The 13,737-nt window shown below is 60.6% G+C and carries 13 protein-coding genes; 5 read left to right on the top strand and 8 right to left on the bottom strand.

Annotated features, from left to right (window positions below):
- Positions 1-42: 42 nt before the first annotated feature.
- From AC27VU_RS00930 to AC27VU_RS00895, 8 genes are all read right to left on the bottom strand, one after another.
- A complete protein-coding gene (locus AC27VU_RS00930) occupies positions 43-1,653 on the bottom strand; it encodes a gamma-glutamyltransferase family protein (protein ID WP_488723173.1) in 1,611 nt (536 codons plus the stop codon).
- A gap of 25 nt (positions 1,654-1,678) precedes the next feature.
- Positions 1,679-2,770, bottom strand: coding sequence for a polyamine ABC transporter substrate-binding protein (locus tag AC27VU_RS00925; protein ID WP_488723172.1), 1,092 nt, complete (start codon positions 2,768-2,770; stop codon positions 1,679-1,681).
- Positions 2,771-2,790: 20 nt separating this feature from the next.
- Positions 2,791-3,570, bottom strand: a complete 780-nt coding sequence (locus AC27VU_RS00920; protein WP_488723171.1) for an amino acid ABC transporter ATP-binding protein — start codon at positions 3,568-3,570, stop codon at positions 2,791-2,793.
- A gap of 2 nt (positions 3,571-3,572) precedes the next feature.
- Positions 3,573-4,349, bottom strand: a complete 777-nt coding sequence (locus AC27VU_RS00915) for an amino acid ABC transporter permease (RefSeq protein ID WP_488723170.1) — start codon at positions 4,347-4,349, stop codon at positions 3,573-3,575.
- Positions 4,350-4,360: 11 nt separating this feature from the next.
- On the bottom strand, positions 4,361-5,167 hold the full coding sequence (locus AC27VU_RS00910; RefSeq protein ID WP_003224912.1) for an ABC transporter substrate-binding protein: 807 nt from the start codon (positions 5,165-5,167) through the stop codon (positions 4,361-4,363).
- A 79-nt stretch (positions 5,168-5,246) separates the two neighbouring features.
- Entirely contained in the window at positions 5,247-5,915 is a 669-nt protein-coding gene (locus AC27VU_RS00905; protein WP_103483426.1) for a GntR family transcriptional regulator, read from the bottom strand.
- Between the two features lie 265 nt (positions 5,916-6,180).
- Entirely contained in the window at positions 6,181-6,489 is a 309-nt protein-coding gene (locus AC27VU_RS00900) for a plastocyanin/azurin family copper-binding protein (protein ID WP_488723169.1), read from the bottom strand.
- 14 nt (positions 6,490-6,503) lie between these two features.
- Positions 6,504-7,472 carry a metallophosphoesterase family protein gene (locus AC27VU_RS00895; RefSeq protein WP_488723168.1) on the bottom strand — a complete coding sequence of 323 codons (969 nt, stop codon included), beginning with the start codon at positions 7,470-7,472 and terminating at the stop codon, positions 6,504-6,506.
- A gap of 153 nt (positions 7,473-7,625) precedes the next feature.
- Between AC27VU_RS00895 and AC27VU_RS00890 the strand changes: the two genes are divergently transcribed.
- The 5 genes from AC27VU_RS00890 to AC27VU_RS00870 all read left to right on the top strand — a co-directional run bounded on the left by AC27VU_RS00890 (position 7,626) and on the right by AC27VU_RS00870 (position 13,608).
- A complete protein-coding gene (locus tag AC27VU_RS00890) occupies positions 7,626-8,138 on the top strand; it encodes a sigma-70 family RNA polymerase sigma factor (protein WP_400496603.1) in 513 nt (170 codons plus the stop codon).
- The gene (locus tag AC27VU_RS00885; RefSeq protein WP_488723167.1) at positions 8,131-8,874 is read left to right on the top strand and encodes an anti-sigma factor family protein; all 744 of its coding nucleotides are present in this window, start codon (positions 8,131-8,133) and stop codon (positions 8,872-8,874) included. Before AC27VU_RS00890 ends, AC27VU_RS00885 begins: the two co-directional genes overlap by 8 nt.
- A gap of 147 nt (positions 8,875-9,021) precedes the next feature.
- Positions 9,022-9,855, top strand: a complete 834-nt coding sequence (locus AC27VU_RS00880) for an oxidoreductase (protein ID WP_488723166.1) — start codon at positions 9,022-9,024, stop codon at positions 9,853-9,855.
- Positions 9,856-9,879: 24 nt separating this feature from the next.
- Positions 9,880-10,818 carry an AraC family transcriptional regulator gene (locus AC27VU_RS00875; protein ID WP_488723165.1) on the top strand — a complete coding sequence of 313 codons (939 nt, stop codon included), beginning with the start codon at positions 9,880-9,882 and terminating at the stop codon, positions 10,816-10,818.
- A gap of 168 nt (positions 10,819-10,986) precedes the next feature.
- Positions 10,987-13,608: a bifunctional diguanylate cyclase/phosphodiesterase gene (locus AC27VU_RS00870; RefSeq protein WP_488723164.1), complete on the top strand. Its 2,622-nt coding sequence runs from the start codon at positions 10,987-10,989 to the stop codon at positions 13,606-13,608.
- Positions 13,609-13,737 lie beyond the last annotated feature (129 nt).

Raw genomic sequence — 13,737 nt, 5'->3', positions numbered from 1 at the left:
TGAAAAAGTGTGTGCTCCTGACCTGGCGAGTACCTGCCGTATCTACCAAACCGCGATATGCGAATCCGCCCTCGGCTCAGTCCCCCCACACAACACCCCCGTCACCGGATCACGCAGAATGATCTGCCCTCGTCCGTAATCCGTCAGATCACTGGCGATCTGCACCTCATGCCCGCGACGCGCCAACGCATTGGCCAGATCCCTTGAAGCGCCCTGTTCGATGCCGACCTTCATCCCGCCAAGCCACTGCCAGCGCGGCGCGTCCAGTGCCGATTGCGGGTTCAGGCCGAAATCCACCAGGTTCATGACCATCTGCACATGGCCCTGCGGCTGCATGTAGCCGCCCATCACGCCGAACGGCCCAAGCGCCTGGCCATCCTTGGTGAGGAAGCCGGGAATGATCGTGTGGAAGGTCTTTTTGCCGGGAGCCAACGCGTTGGCATGTTGCGGATCAAGGCTGAATTCCTGCCCGCGGTTCTGCAGGGCGATGCCACTGTCAGGCAGCACCACACCTGAGCCGAAGCCGTGATAATTGCTCTGGATGAACGAGACCATATTGCCCTGCCCGTCCGCCGTGGCCAGGTACACCGTGCCGCTGGCGTGGGGATCGCCCGGCTTCGGCGGCTGGGCCTGTTCGCCGATCTGTGCACGGCGGCGGGCGCTGTACTCGTCGCTCAGCAGATCATCCACAGCCACGCGCATGTGCAGCGGATCCGTGATGTAGTGCAGGCCATCGCTGTAGGCCAGTTTCATTGCCTCCAGTTGCCGGTGCCAGGTCTGCTGGCTGTCACGGTGATCGAAGTCGAAACCCTCGAGAATCTTCAGCGCCATCAAGGCGACCAGACCCTGCCCGCTCGGCGGGATTTCCCAGACATCCACGCCACGGTAATTGACGTGAATCGGCTCCACCCATTGCGCACGGTAATGCTCCAGATCCGTGGCGCGCAGATAGCCGCCCGTTGCCCGCGAATGCGCATCCAGGCGTTGCGCCAACGCGCCGCGATACAAACTCTCGCAACGGGTAGCCGCCAATTCTTCAAGGGTTCGCGCCTGCGCCGGGTTACGGAAAATCTCCCCGGCCTTGGGCGCGTGACCGTCAATCAGAAACGTATCGAACCAGGCCTGCAGCACTTCATCGCGATGGGGACTGAACTCATCCAGCGCGATCTGCCACTGATGGGCAACCACCGGCGACAGCGGAAAACCGTCTCTGGCCAGACTGATCGCCGGTTGCAGCAGATCGGCGAACGGCAACACGCCAAAGCGTTGCGACAGCTCGGCCCAGGCCGATGGGCAACCGGGAACCGTCACCGGCGTCCAGCCATACAACGGCATTTGCTCATGGCCGGCCGCTTTGACCGCTTCGATACTTAACGATGCCGGGGCGTGGCCGTTGGCATTGAGGCCATGCAACTGATCCTTGAACCAGACCAGCGCAAACGCGTCACCGCCCAGGCCACAGCCCGTAGGCTCGACCACGGTCAGGGCCGCCGCCGTGGCGATGGCGGCGTCGATCGCATTGCCGCCCTTTTGCAGCATTTCGATGCCGGCCTGTGCGGCCAGCGGCTGGGATGCCGCGACCATGCCACGACGGGCAAACACGCTTTGGCGTTGCGACGGATAGGGATATTCGTGAGCAGAAAATTTCAACATGGCAGAGGCTCTTCAAATCAGCAATTCATTGGCCGGACTTGATCCGGTTCCATTCGCGGGTGATCAGGCGCTGGATGTTTTCCGGCAGATCGGCGGAGACGAAGGCATGGTTGATCACTTCGTCAGACGGGTAGATCCCCGGGTTGCCGCTGACCTTCGGGTCCATCAGCGCCGTGGCGTCCTTGTTCGGATTGGCGTAGCCGACGTAGTCGCTGACCGGCGCAATCACCTCAGGGCGCAGCAAGTAGTTGATGAACGCATGGGCGTTGGCAACGTTACCGGCGTCCTTGGGGATCGCCAGCATGTCGAACCAGAGGTTCACGCCTTCCTTGGGAATCAGGTAACGAATGTCGATATTTTTTCCGGCCTCGCGTGCCCGGGTCTGGGCCTGCATCACGTCCCCGGAATAGCCGATCGCCACGCAGATATCGCCATTGGCCAGGTCGGCGGTGTACTTCGATGAGTTGAAGTAGGTCACCGAGGGACGCAACGTCATCAACAGTTTAGAAGCCTGTTTGTAGTCGTCGGGCTTGACGCTGTTGGGGTCCAGCCCGAGGTAAAGCAGGGCCTGGGGGATGATCTTCACAGGGGCATCGAGGAAGGCCACGCCGCAGTTTTTCAGTTTGGCGAGGTTCTGCGGATCGAACACCATCGACCACGAATCGAGCGGCACATCCTTGCCGAGCACGGAGCGCACCTTCTCCTCGTTGTAGCCGATGCCCACCGTGCCCCACATGTACGGCACGGCGTATTGGTTGCCGGGGTCGGCAGCCTGCAGACGCTGCATCAGACGTGGATCGAGGTGTTTCCAGTTATTGAGCAATCCGCGTTGCAGCGGCTGGTAGGCGCCGGCGCGAATCTGTTTCGAAAGAAACTGGCTGGACGGCACCACCACGTCGTAGCCCGAATGCCCGGAGAGCAACTTGGCCTCGAGCATTTCATTGGTGTCGAAGATGTCGTACTGAACCTTGATCGTGCTGTCTTTTTCGAAATTCTTCAGCGTGTCGGGGCCGATGTAATCGGACCAGTTGTAAACCTTCACCACCGAATCGGCAGCCTGAAGCATGGGCACCACGGCGGCGCAGCACAGCGCCGCGAAGAAGCTCGATAAACGCATCGTCGAAATCCTTGTGAAGTTCACAGCACGCGGCTGAGAAAGGCCTGGGTACGGGGATGGGTGGGACGACTGAAAATCTGTTCCGGCGGGCCTTGTTCGATCAGTTCACCCTGATCGAGCACCACCACCCGGTCGGCCACCTCGCGGGCAAAACCCATTTCATGGGTGACCACGACCATGGTCATGCCCTCCTCGGCCAACTCCTTCATCACTTGCAGAACCTCGCCGACAGTTTCCGGGTCGAGGGCGCTGGTGGGCTCGTCGAACAGCATCGCCTGTGGCTTCATCGCCAGCGCTCGGGCAATGGCGACGCGTTGCTGCTGACCGCCGGAAAGCATCGACGGGTAATGACTGGCCTTGTCCGCCAGACCGACCCGTTTGAGCAGTGCCTGCGCCTGCTCCAGCGCAGCCTGGCGCGGCACACCCAACACCTGAATCGGTGCTTCGATGATGTTTTCCAGGGCGGTCATGTGCGGGAACAGATTGAAGCGCTGGAACACCATGCCGATGTCCCGGCGCTGGCGAGCGATGTTGCGTTCAGAGTCGCGCACCAGACTGCCGTCAGCCCGCGTGCGATAGCCCATGGGCCGGCCGCTGACGCGAATCTCGCCAGCCTGAATGTCTTCGAGCAGGTTAATGCAGCGGATAAACGTGGTCTTGCCCGAGCCTGAGGCGCCAATCAGCACCACCACTTCGCCACGACGCACTTGCAGCGAGATGCCCTTGAGAATCTGCAGATCGCCGAAGGACTTGTGAATGTTCAGCGCCTCGATGATCAGTTCGTCACTTTGATGCGCCATGATTAACGTCCCCTCAACAGTTTCAGAGTGCTCCGGCCGAACATCCGGCTGGAGGCCGGCGGCGGCGAAGATGGTCTGTCGGACTGGCCGAAACGGTTCTCCAGCCAGCGCTGAAAGAAGCCCCACAGCGTGGTGAGCAACAGGAAATAAATCGCCACCACCAGGTACAACTCGAACACCCGAAAAGTCGCCGAGGTGACCATTTGCGTGCTGAGCAACAGCTCCTGCACGCCGATCACGCTGACCAGCGTGGTGTTTTTCAGCATCACGTTGAATTCGTTGCCCAGCGGCGGCACGATCACCCGAAACGCCTGCGGCAGGACGATACGGCGCATCAATTTGGCGAAGGTCATGCCCAGCGAGCGCCCGGCCTCGTACTGGCCCTTGTCCACGGCGCCGATCCCGGCACGAATGATCTCGGCCATGTACGCGCCTTCGTTGAGGCCCAGAGCAATGATCGCCGCCTGGATATTGCCGGGGATCACCAGCCCGAACAGCTCAATGTCTTCGAAGCGAAAAATCCCGCCCGCCGCCAGCGCCGTGTAGAGAAAGACGATTTGCACCAGCAGCGGTGTGCCGCGCATCAGCCACACATAAAGGCGCACCGGCAGATGCAGCAGAGGGTTCTTCGACAAGCGCAACAATGCGGCGGCCAGCCCCAACACACAGCCCAGCAACATCGCCAACACACTGATCAGGCAGGTCAGCCAGAGCCCGGTGAGGTACACGCCGCTTGGCTGCAACAGGTACTGCCAGAACACATCCCAATTGAAGTTCATCAACGCTTACCTCAATCGAGTGTGTCGCTGGAGACGTGCCACTTGTTCAGAAGCTGGTTGTAGCTGCCATCGCTGCGCATGTCGGTGATGATCTGCTGCACCGCAGCGCTCAGTTGCGGATCGTCCTTGCGAATGCCCAGACCGGTGAGGATCCGGCTGAAGGCTGGTACCCCTTCCTCGAACAGGTCCGGAGCCATCGCGGCGTAATAACCGGCGGTTTCCACCGTGGTGCCGTAAGCGTCGACCTGACTGATGCGCAGCGCCTGAAAGGCATCGGTGTCGGTGTTGTAGACCACCAGTTTCATCGGCGGCTTGCCGGCCTTGGTCAGGCTTTCATTTTCGGTGTCGAGCAAGGTCTTGATGGTCGAACCGTTGAGCACCGCGATCTTGTGCCCGCTCAGATCCGCGAGGGTTTTCAGCGCCTTCGGATTGCCCTTGGGCACCACCACCGCCTGACTGGAATACATGTAGTTGACGATGTCGATCACCTCGCGGCGCTCGGGCTTGTCGAACAACTGATCGACGATCATGTCGCACTGTTTGGCGAGCAACGCCGGGAGCAATCCGGAAAACGGAATCACCCGCCAATCAACTTTCTTGTCGCCCAGACGTTTGGCGATTTCCAGGCCCAGGTCGACGGTCAGCCCTTTGGGCTTCTGCGCTTCATCGAAGGACACCAGTGGCGGCGAATCCATGCCCGAGCAATAGGTGAGTTTGTCGACCTTGACCAGACGCTCCGGCACCGTCGGTGCGGCAAGCGCCCACTGCGAACAGAGCCCGAGGGAAATTGCAGCCAGTAACAGGCGAGACGTATGCATGACCAGACACTCCAGTTCGGTTAGTAACGGGGCAGTACTCAAAGTCAAAACATCGGCGGATTCGGGTTCCGCTCTGTGGTTATTTTTCCGATTGCAGAAACTTGATCAGCTCGGGCACCGTGCCTTCGATGTGTTCACGCACCACGGCCTCGGCCTTGTGGGCGTCGCCGGCGCGAATCGCATCAAGGATCATCTGATGTTCCTGGCGCGCACTCAGGGGCTTTTCGATGTGCTGCAGCCACAAGCGCATGGGCGCTTCGATCAGCGCGTAGAGGGCGCTGATCTGCTTCAGCAGCCGTGGGCGATCGCTGAGGCTGCACAGGTACTCATGGAACTTGCGATGGCGACTGACCCACGCCGCACTCTCCTCGCGGTAGTCATCCATTTCATCGAGAAGCCGCTCCAGCGCCGTCAACTGACGCTCGCTGATCTTTGGTACGGCGATGCGAATCGCCAACCCTTCCAGGGCGCTGCGCATCTCGAAGACCTCATGCATTTGCTCGACATCCAGACCGCTGACCACCGCGCCGCGGTTGGGCCGCAGCGTCACCAGGCCCTGCGCATCGAGGCGGCGAAAGGCTTCGCGCACCGGCATGCGGCTCATGCCGATTTCACTGGCAATGTCCTCGGCAATCAACCGGTCACCCTTGCGATAACGACCGCCGCAGATGCCTTCCAACAGAAAGTTGTAGGCCTCCTCCTCGGCGGTCATCGGTTGACGCTGGTCATAGGCGGGAGCGAATTGCATGGCAGCACCTTTTGTCTTTTTGTATCCAATTATCCACGGATACAAAAAAGCACGATGCATGCCAGATTTCTCCGCACCGTGCCAAGCGCTTGATTTGAATGATTTAAGCGGAAAACGGCGATCAGCTCCTGCTACGCCGAACTTGGGACGTGCTACCCAATAGCTCATTGCGAGCCCCGGAAAGGTGCAGATTGGTAGCTGAGTAACACTCAGGTCAGCAGCACCCTTCCGGTACGTTTTTCAGCAAGTTTTTCAGCGATCGCATTCACTGCGTCACCACCACCTTGCCGATCATCTGCGGATGCAACACGCAAAAATACTCAAACTCCCCCGGTGTATCGAACACCCAGGAAAAGCTGTCATTGGTATCCAGCGCCCCTGAGCGAAACACCTTGTGGGTTTCCGCCACCGTATGCGGAATCTGATCGTCATTGACCCACGTCACCTTGGTACCGACGGCCACGGTCAGGTCCTTGGGGCCGAACATGAATTCCTTGATGTCGATCTTCACTTCCGTCGCCCACACCGGCATCGCCAGCAGCAGGCCCATCAGCGCCAACAGTTGCCTTTTCATTTGCGTGTCCTCGGTTAAACCAGTGTTGAGTCAATCAGTGCCAGCGGGTGATCGCCCTGGGTCGCACGCACGTCGGTGATCCCCAGGTAATTGCGCAGTTGATCGGCCGCTACCGTCATCGGCCCCGGCGACGGTGCGGCACCCGGAGCCGGCTGCGGATAGGCGGTGCCACGGGCGGTGTGGAAGGTGATATTGCCTTCGACTTTCTGGATCACCTGATGGATGTGCCCGTTCAGCACCGTCACCGAACCGTACTTGCGCAGCATCGCAATCGCCTGATCGCCGTCCTCGGTGCCCCAGCCCCACGGCTGATAAATGGTCCACAGCGGGATGTGGGTGAACACGACGATGGGGGTGCTGCTGCTGACAGCGCGCAAATCATCCGCCAGCCAGGCCAGTTGATCGGCGCCGAGGGTGGCTTCGTGACCGGCCTGGAAGTTGAAGACGTTGATCAGCCCGATGAAGTGCACGCCGTGATCATCGAAGCTGTACCAGCCGTTGCCTTTGGTGCCTTTGCCGTAGCGCTCCAGGTAAAGCTTGCCGCCGCCCTCGTCGAGGGTGTCGTGCTCACCGGGCACGTAATGCACGGTGGATGGCAGGCCCTTGAGCAACTGCGCGGCGGTGTCGAATTCCTCAGGCTTGGACAGGTGCGTGATGTCGCCGGTGTGCAGAATCAGTGCGGGACGTTTGGGGAGCGCGATGACCTTGTCGATCGCCACTTGCAAGGTCTTCACCGGTTCCGGATTGGCTTCCTTATTGAAGCCGATGTGCGAGTCGCTGATCTGTACGAAGTGAAAGGTGCTGGCCAGGGCCTTGGGATCGCTGACGTTGCCCGCCTCGTCCAGCGCGAAGGCTTTTGGAACCCCGCCGCTCAAGGCCCAGATGACCCCGGCCCCGGCCCACGCCGAGCATTTGAGCAGGGTGCGCCGGTCCGGGTTGAGCAAGCCGTCGGTGCGCAATGGGTGTTTTGCTTGAATGTCCATCGGTATGTCCTCGCGGGCGGACTACAGTGAGGTAGCTGACACGAGGTAAACCATGCGACGCGAGGGTTTATTCCACGTCGTAAAACAAATTGTTTTTCGGGAATAAAAACCGGTGCAGCACGGTTATAGGGGTGTGACAGTGCGGAACCCACCATGAAGCGATTTGAGGAACTGATTGCGCCGCATCTGGACGCGGCCTACAACCTTGCGCGCTGGCTGACCGGCAACGACAGCGCCGCGCGCGACGTCGTGCAGGAAAGCGCCCTGCGCGCTTTCCGGTTTTTGCAGCGCTTCGCCGATGGCAACGCCAAGGCGTGGTTTCTGACCATTGTGCGCAATGAAAGCTACACCTGGCTCAAGGCGTCGGCCGGGCGCCATTGGGTTGCCATCGATGACGAAAGCGCGGCTGGCGACGGCGCATTGAGCCACAGTCAGACCCCGGAGCTGCTGGCGATTCACACTGAAAACGCCGCGCTGTTGCAACAAGCGCTGTGCGCCCTGCCGCCGGTGTTTCGCGAGGTGATTGTGCTCAAGGAACTCGAAGACCTGCCCTATAAGGACATCGCCCTGGTGGTCGATATTCCCATCGGTACCGTCATGTCCAGGCTGGCCCGGGCGCGGGCCATGCTCAAGCTCGAATTACTGAAGTTGCACGACCATGAATGAACTCGACTGCACGGTTTGCCAGACACAGCTGCACGGCTATCTGGATCAGGAACTTGATCCGGCGACAGCTGCGCAGGTGGCAGCGCACTTGAGCGCCTGCGCCGAGTGCGCGCGGCTGCATGATCAAGCGAAGTTGCTCAAGCTCAGCGTGAAGCGCCATGCGCCCTACTACCCCGCCCCCGCCTCATTGGCGGCCAGCGTGTTCGCCGCAGACAAACCCGCGCCGGGGTTCATCCAGCGCTGGCAAAAATGGCTGACCCTGGCCTTTTCCGCCACAGCGCTGGCCCTGGCGATGGTGCTGTATATCGCCACTCCCGGCAGCGAGCAACCACTGATCGACGAGGCCGTTTCCAGTCACGTTCGTTCGTTGATGGGCGAGCATCTGAACGATGTGGTGTCGTCCGATCGCCATACGGTCAAACCGTGGTTCACCGGCAAACTCGACTTCTCGCCTCCGGTGTTCGACTACACGGCGCAAGGCTTCCCTCTGCTCGGCGGGCGTCTGGATTACCTGCAACACCAGACCACCGCCGCCCTGAGCTACGGGCATGCCAAGCACATCATCAACGTGTTTATCTTGCCTACGAGCGAGGCTGATAAAGCCGTGCAAAGCCAGAGCGTGCGCGGCTTCAATGTGGTGTCGTGGCAGGCCGGACACATGCACTTCGTATTGGTGTCGGATGTGGAGAAAGGTGAGCTGGAGGCGCTGGGGCAGTTGCTCAGGAAAGGTGCCTGATCCGGGCGGCGTGCCGAATCAACACTACGTTTCCGAGCGCTTCACGGGCCTGCCAATAGGAACAGGCAATCCTCGCAGATAAACCGGCATACCCCTCTCGCCCCAGGCTGCCTACCATGGCCTCTCACTTATCCGTCGGAGATTGCCATGCACAGCAGCAAAACCCTGTTTATCACCGGTGTCAGCAGCGGCTTCGGCAGCGCCCTCGCGCAAGAAGCGCTCAACGCCGGTCACCGAGTGATCGGTACCGTGCGCAATGACGCCGATCTGAAGTCGTTCGAGGCCCTGTCCGCGGATCGGGCACACGGGGTGTTGCTCGACGTCACCGATTTCGAACGCATCGACGGGGTGATCGCCGATGTCGAAGCCACACTGGGTCCGGTCGATGTGCTGGTGAACAACGCCGGTTACGGACATGAGGGCATTTTCGAGGAGTCACCGCTGGCGGAGATGCGGCGTCAGTTCGACGTCAACGTGTTCGGCGCGGCAGCGATGATCAAGGCGTTCGTGCCGTATTTCCGGCAGCGGCGAGCCGGGCACATTCTGAATATCACCTCGATGGGCGGCACCATCACCATGCCCGGCATTGCCTATTACTGTTCGAGCAAGTTTGCCCTTGAGGGGCTCTCCGATACGCTGAGCAAGGAATTGCAACCGTTCAACATTTTTGTCACGGCGGTGGCGCCCGGTTCGTTTCGCACCGATTGGGCCGGTCGTTCGATGCAGCGCACGGCGCGTAGCATTGCCGACTACGACGCCAGCTTCGACCCGGTGCGCAAGGCCCGCGAAGAGAAAAGCGGCAAGCAGTTGGGCGATCCGCGCAAGGCTGCGCAGGCCATGCTGCAACTGATCGCCAGCGCCGCACCACCCGCACACTTGCTATTGGGCAGCGATGCGCTGAATCTGGTGCGCGATAAACTGCAACGCAGCCTCAGCGACATCGAGCAATGGGAAACCCTGACCCGCTCGACCGATGGCTGAGTCCCGGCACAGAGATCAATGCCCATGAGTCCATCCGATCCGTACACCGCGCGCATGGTGCAGTTGCTCGAACAGCTCGCGCCGCTGGAGGGCTACAACCTCAGTGCGCTGGAGGACGTGCGTTTTCTGCGCTCGAATCGGCCGCTGAGCAACACTCCGGTGCTGTATGACCCGGGCATCGTGATTCTCTGTCAGGGGCGCAAGCGCGGCTATCTGGGCGATGACGTCTACGTCTATGACGCCCAGCATTATCTGGTGGTGTCGGTGCCGGTGCCGTTCACCATGGAAACCGAGGCCAGTGCGGCTGAACCGATGCTGGCGGTGTATATGCGCCTCGACCTGAAATTGGCCAGCGAGTTGATGCTGCAGGTCGACGAGGTGTTCGGGCCGAGCGACGCTCCGCCAAAGGGCATGTACGCCTCGCCGATGGATGATCCATTGCGCGCCTCGACCCTGCGCTTTCTCGAAGCGATGAGCGATCCGGGCGACGCGCAGATCCTCGGGCCGGCGCTGGTTCGGGAGATCTACTACCGGATTCTGACCGGTGCCCAGGGCGGTTCGATGCGTGCGGCACTCCAGCAGCAAGGGCATTTCGGCAAGGTCAGCCGGGCGATCCGGCGGATTCACAGCAGCTATGAGCAACGTCTGGATGTCGAGTCCCTCGCCGAGGAAGCGGGGATGAGCGTAACGAGCTTTCATGTGCATTTTCGCAACGTCACCGACTCATCGCCGATGCAATACCTCAAGGCCACGCGTCTGCATCAGGCGCGCTTGCTGATGTTGCGTGGCGCCATGCCGGCCGCGACGGCAGCGTTCAACGTCGGTTATGAAAGCGCCTCGCAGTTCAGCCGCGAGTTCAAGCGCTTCTTCGGCCGCACGCCGCTGGCCGAGGTCGCGTGGATGAAAGCCACGTATGCCCTGCCCCAGTCCACCACGCCCTCCCTGTACGTGTCTTCGCACTGAGCACCAATCGCTCCCGGCCATCGAATGCCCGCCGCAGTCTCAAGGCAAAATCCCCGCGCATTCACTACGCTTGGGAAATCCGCCTCGGTGCAAACCCGGCAAACACATTGAACATTGCACGCAGGCCGCTGTTCCAGCTGATTCAGCTACGGATTCAAGGACGAGCATATGGATGTTTTCGCTCCTGCAACGCCGGTTCCACCTCAGCAAAGTGCAATCACTCGCCGTCTGGCCTTCGCGGTCGGCGCGCTGTTTGTCGTTGGGGTGATTGCCACTATCGGCACCTTGCTCAGCATCGCTACTCGACTGGATCGCGAGGATGTCGAGGAGACGCGGTTCTATACCGCCCGTGCGTTGGAAAATCGCATCAGCGCGTCGAAAAGCTATATCACCAGCTACGCCGACTGGACCACGGCCTACGAACACCTTCACGCCCAAGTCGACACCGACTGGGCCTTTACCCAGCAGAACATCGGCAAGACGCTGTTCACCACTGACGGTTATGACGGCGTGTTCGTGCTGGATCGGCAACGCACCAAATACGCCGTGGTGCAAGGCGAGCAAGAAAACGGCGACCTCTCGCGTTGGCTCAAGGTCACCGCCGCCGCGCTGGTGGATCAGGTGCAGAGCCAGGCTGATCTGACCGTGCCCATCAGCACCTACTCGCTGTTCGACGGCTGGCCGGCACTGGTCACGGCGGCGGCTATCCTGCCTAACGATGAGCGTCCGGTGGGCGATCCCAAACAAACCTCGGTACTGGTGTTCGTCGACAAGCTCACGCCCAGCAAACTGCAGGCACTCGGCACGGCCTATGGCCTGAACAACCTGATGCTGACCCAGGATGATCAACTCGCCAAGACGCAACCGCGCGTGCCGCTGGACAGCACCGGTTACAGCCTGACGGCGGATCTGGAACGCCCCGGCCAGCAATTGTTGTGGTCATTGCTACCATCACTCGGCGCGGTGCTGGTGGTGCTGATGCTGTTGACTGCGTATTTCCTGCGCTACGCCTTGCGCTCGTCCACTTACGTCGACCATAGCTTCAGCACCTTGCAGGCCTCGAACCAGGCACTGGAAGCGGCCAACCATGCGCTGGAAGCCAGTGAAGAACGTTTTCGCGCGGTCGCCGAAGCGGCGTCGGACTGGATCTGGGAGGTCGACAATCAACTGCGCCTGACCTATCTCTCGGCGCGCTTCAGCGAAGTGACCGGTTACCCGCAAACCCAATGGATCGGCCAGAGCATCGGGCAATTGGTGACGTGCGATACCACCCCGCTGGAGCTGTGGCTGAAGAAACTTACCGAAGACAGCAATGCCAGCGACCTGCGTTGCACCTACCGCGATCAGGCCGGGCAGCAACGTCATTGCCGGTTGTCGGCACGCCCGATCCTCGACAAGCACACCGTGAGCGGCTATCGCGGCACCGCCAGTGACATCACCGACGAAGTCGCTGCCCATGCGCAGATCCAGCACCTGTCGATGCACGACGCCCTCACCGGCCTGCCCAATCGCAACCAGTTGGCGCGTTATCTGGATGATGCACTGCAACTCAAGGAGCATGCGCCAGCGCTGTCGCTGCTGGTGATCGATCTGGACAACTTCAAGCCGATCAACGACTCCCTCGGCCACCCGGCGGGCGATGCGGTGTTGCAGGAAGTCGCCAGTCGCCTGCGCGAATGCACCCGTGAGCTCGACATCGTCGCCCGCCTGGGCGGTGACGAATTCGTCGTGGTGCTCAATGGTATGGACAGCCGTCAGGAAGTCGAGCGGTTTTGCACGCGGCTGCTCGACAGCCTGCACCAGCCGCTGATCTTCGAACATCATCCGCTGCACGTGGGTGCAAGCATCGGCATTGCCCTGAGCCGGCGTCAGGGCTTCGTGCCAAGCGAGTTGATCCGTTGCGCCGACATCGCGCTGTATCAGGCCAAGTCCGAGGGCAAGAACACCTGGTGCTATTTCGAAGCGCACATGAGCGACCAGATCCAGACACGCCGGCAGATGGAAAGCGATTTGCGCGGTGCGCTGAATAATGACGAATTCGTCCTGCACTACCAGCCGCGCTATACGGTCGACGGCAAGCACATCGTTTCGGTCGAAGCCCTGGTGCGCTGGCAGCATCCGACCAAGGGCCTGCTCGGGCCGGACCTGTTCATCGGCCTGGCGGAGCAGACCGACCTGATCGTGCCGCTGGGGCGCTGGGTACTGCGCGAAGCCTGTGAAACCGCCCTCACCTGGCCGGCGGACATCCTGTTGTCAGTCAATCTGTCGCCGGCGCAGTTTGCCCTCAGCGATGTCGTCGAAGACGTGCGCGAAGTGCTGGTGCGGACGCGTTTGCCGGCCAGTCGCCTGGAATTGGAAATCACCGAAAACGTGATGCTGGTCGACACCGACGGCGCGCTGGCCACGATGAATGCGCTCAAGCAACTCGGCGTGCGCCTGAACATGGACGACTTCGGTACCGGTTATTCGTCCCTCGGTTACCTGCGCGCCTACCCGTTCGACGGGATCAAGATCGACAAGCGTTTCATCGCCTCGATCAGCCTCGGCGCCAATGATCGCGCGGTGGTGCAGGCGATCATTGGTCTGGGCAAAGCCATGGGCCTGACCGTGACCGCCGAGGGCGTGGAAACCGAAGAGCAATTGGAGATTCTCGGCAAGGATCAATGCAACGAGGTGCAGGGCTACTTCATGAGTCGGCCGATCGACAAGAGCGCGTTTGCACAGTTGTTGAAAAGCGTCAGGACCGAGCCGGCCGATCACTCGTCACCCAAGAAAGGGCGCGTCATTTAGCCGGCCTTACATCACTGTCAATATTCAATCATTGAAATGCACAAAGCCCGTTTCGACACGCTTCGTTAATGCGGCTTTCCTGTTGACTTTAATCGGTTCTGTTCAGGGTGTGTTTAGGGCCGTCATGCT

This window comes from Pseudomonas sp. 14P5.3.2 (assembly GCF_057799175.1).
This window is presented reverse-complemented; position numbering and strand designations above follow the sequence as displayed.

What these genes read in the sequence shown, in the direction of transcription:
- AC27VU_RS00930 (WP_488723173.1), bottom strand. Translation starts at nt 1,653, where the DNA reads ATGTTGAAATTTTCTGCTCACGAATATCCCTATCCGTCGCAACGCCAA.
- AC27VU_RS00925 (WP_488723172.1), bottom strand. Translation starts at nt 2,770, where the DNA reads ATGCGTTTATCGAGCTTCTTCGCGGCGCTGTGCTGCGCCGCCGTGGTG.
- AC27VU_RS00920 (WP_488723171.1), bottom strand. Translation starts at nt 3,570, where the DNA reads ATGGCGCATCAAAGTGACGAACTGATCATCGAGGCGCTGAACATTCAC.
- AC27VU_RS00915 (WP_488723170.1), bottom strand. Translation starts at nt 4,349, where the DNA reads ATGAACTTCAATTGGGATGTGTTCTGGCAGTACCTGTTGCAGCCAAGC.
- AC27VU_RS00910 (WP_003224912.1), bottom strand. Translation starts at nt 5,167, where the DNA reads ATGCATACGTCTCGCCTGTTACTGGCTGCAATTTCCCTCGGGCTCTGT.
- AC27VU_RS00905 (WP_103483426.1), bottom strand. Translation starts at nt 5,915, where the DNA reads ATGCAATTCGCTCCCGCCTATGACCAGCGTCAACCGATGACCGCCGAG.
- AC27VU_RS00900 (WP_488723169.1), bottom strand. Translation starts at nt 6,489, where the DNA reads ATGAAAAGGCAACTGTTGGCGCTGATGGGCCTGCTGCTGGCGATGCCG.
- AC27VU_RS00895 (WP_488723168.1), bottom strand. Translation starts at nt 7,472, where the DNA reads ATGGACATTCAAGCAAAACACCCATTGCGCACCGACGGCTTGCTCAAC.
- AC27VU_RS00890 (WP_400496603.1), top strand. Translation starts at nt 7,626, where the DNA reads ATGAAGCGATTTGAGGAACTGATTGCGCCGCATCTGGACGCGGCCTAC.
- AC27VU_RS00885 (WP_488723167.1), top strand. Translation starts at nt 8,131, where the DNA reads ATGAATGAACTCGACTGCACGGTTTGCCAGACACAGCTGCACGGCTAT.
- AC27VU_RS00880 (WP_488723166.1), top strand. Translation starts at nt 9,022, where the DNA reads ATGCACAGCAGCAAAACCCTGTTTATCACCGGTGTCAGCAGCGGCTTC.
- AC27VU_RS00875 (WP_488723165.1), top strand. Translation starts at nt 9,880, where the DNA reads ATGAGTCCATCCGATCCGTACACCGCGCGCATGGTGCAGTTGCTCGAA.
- AC27VU_RS00870 (WP_488723164.1), top strand. Translation starts at nt 10,987, where the DNA reads ATGGATGTTTTCGCTCCTGCAACGCCGGTTCCACCTCAGCAAAGTGCA.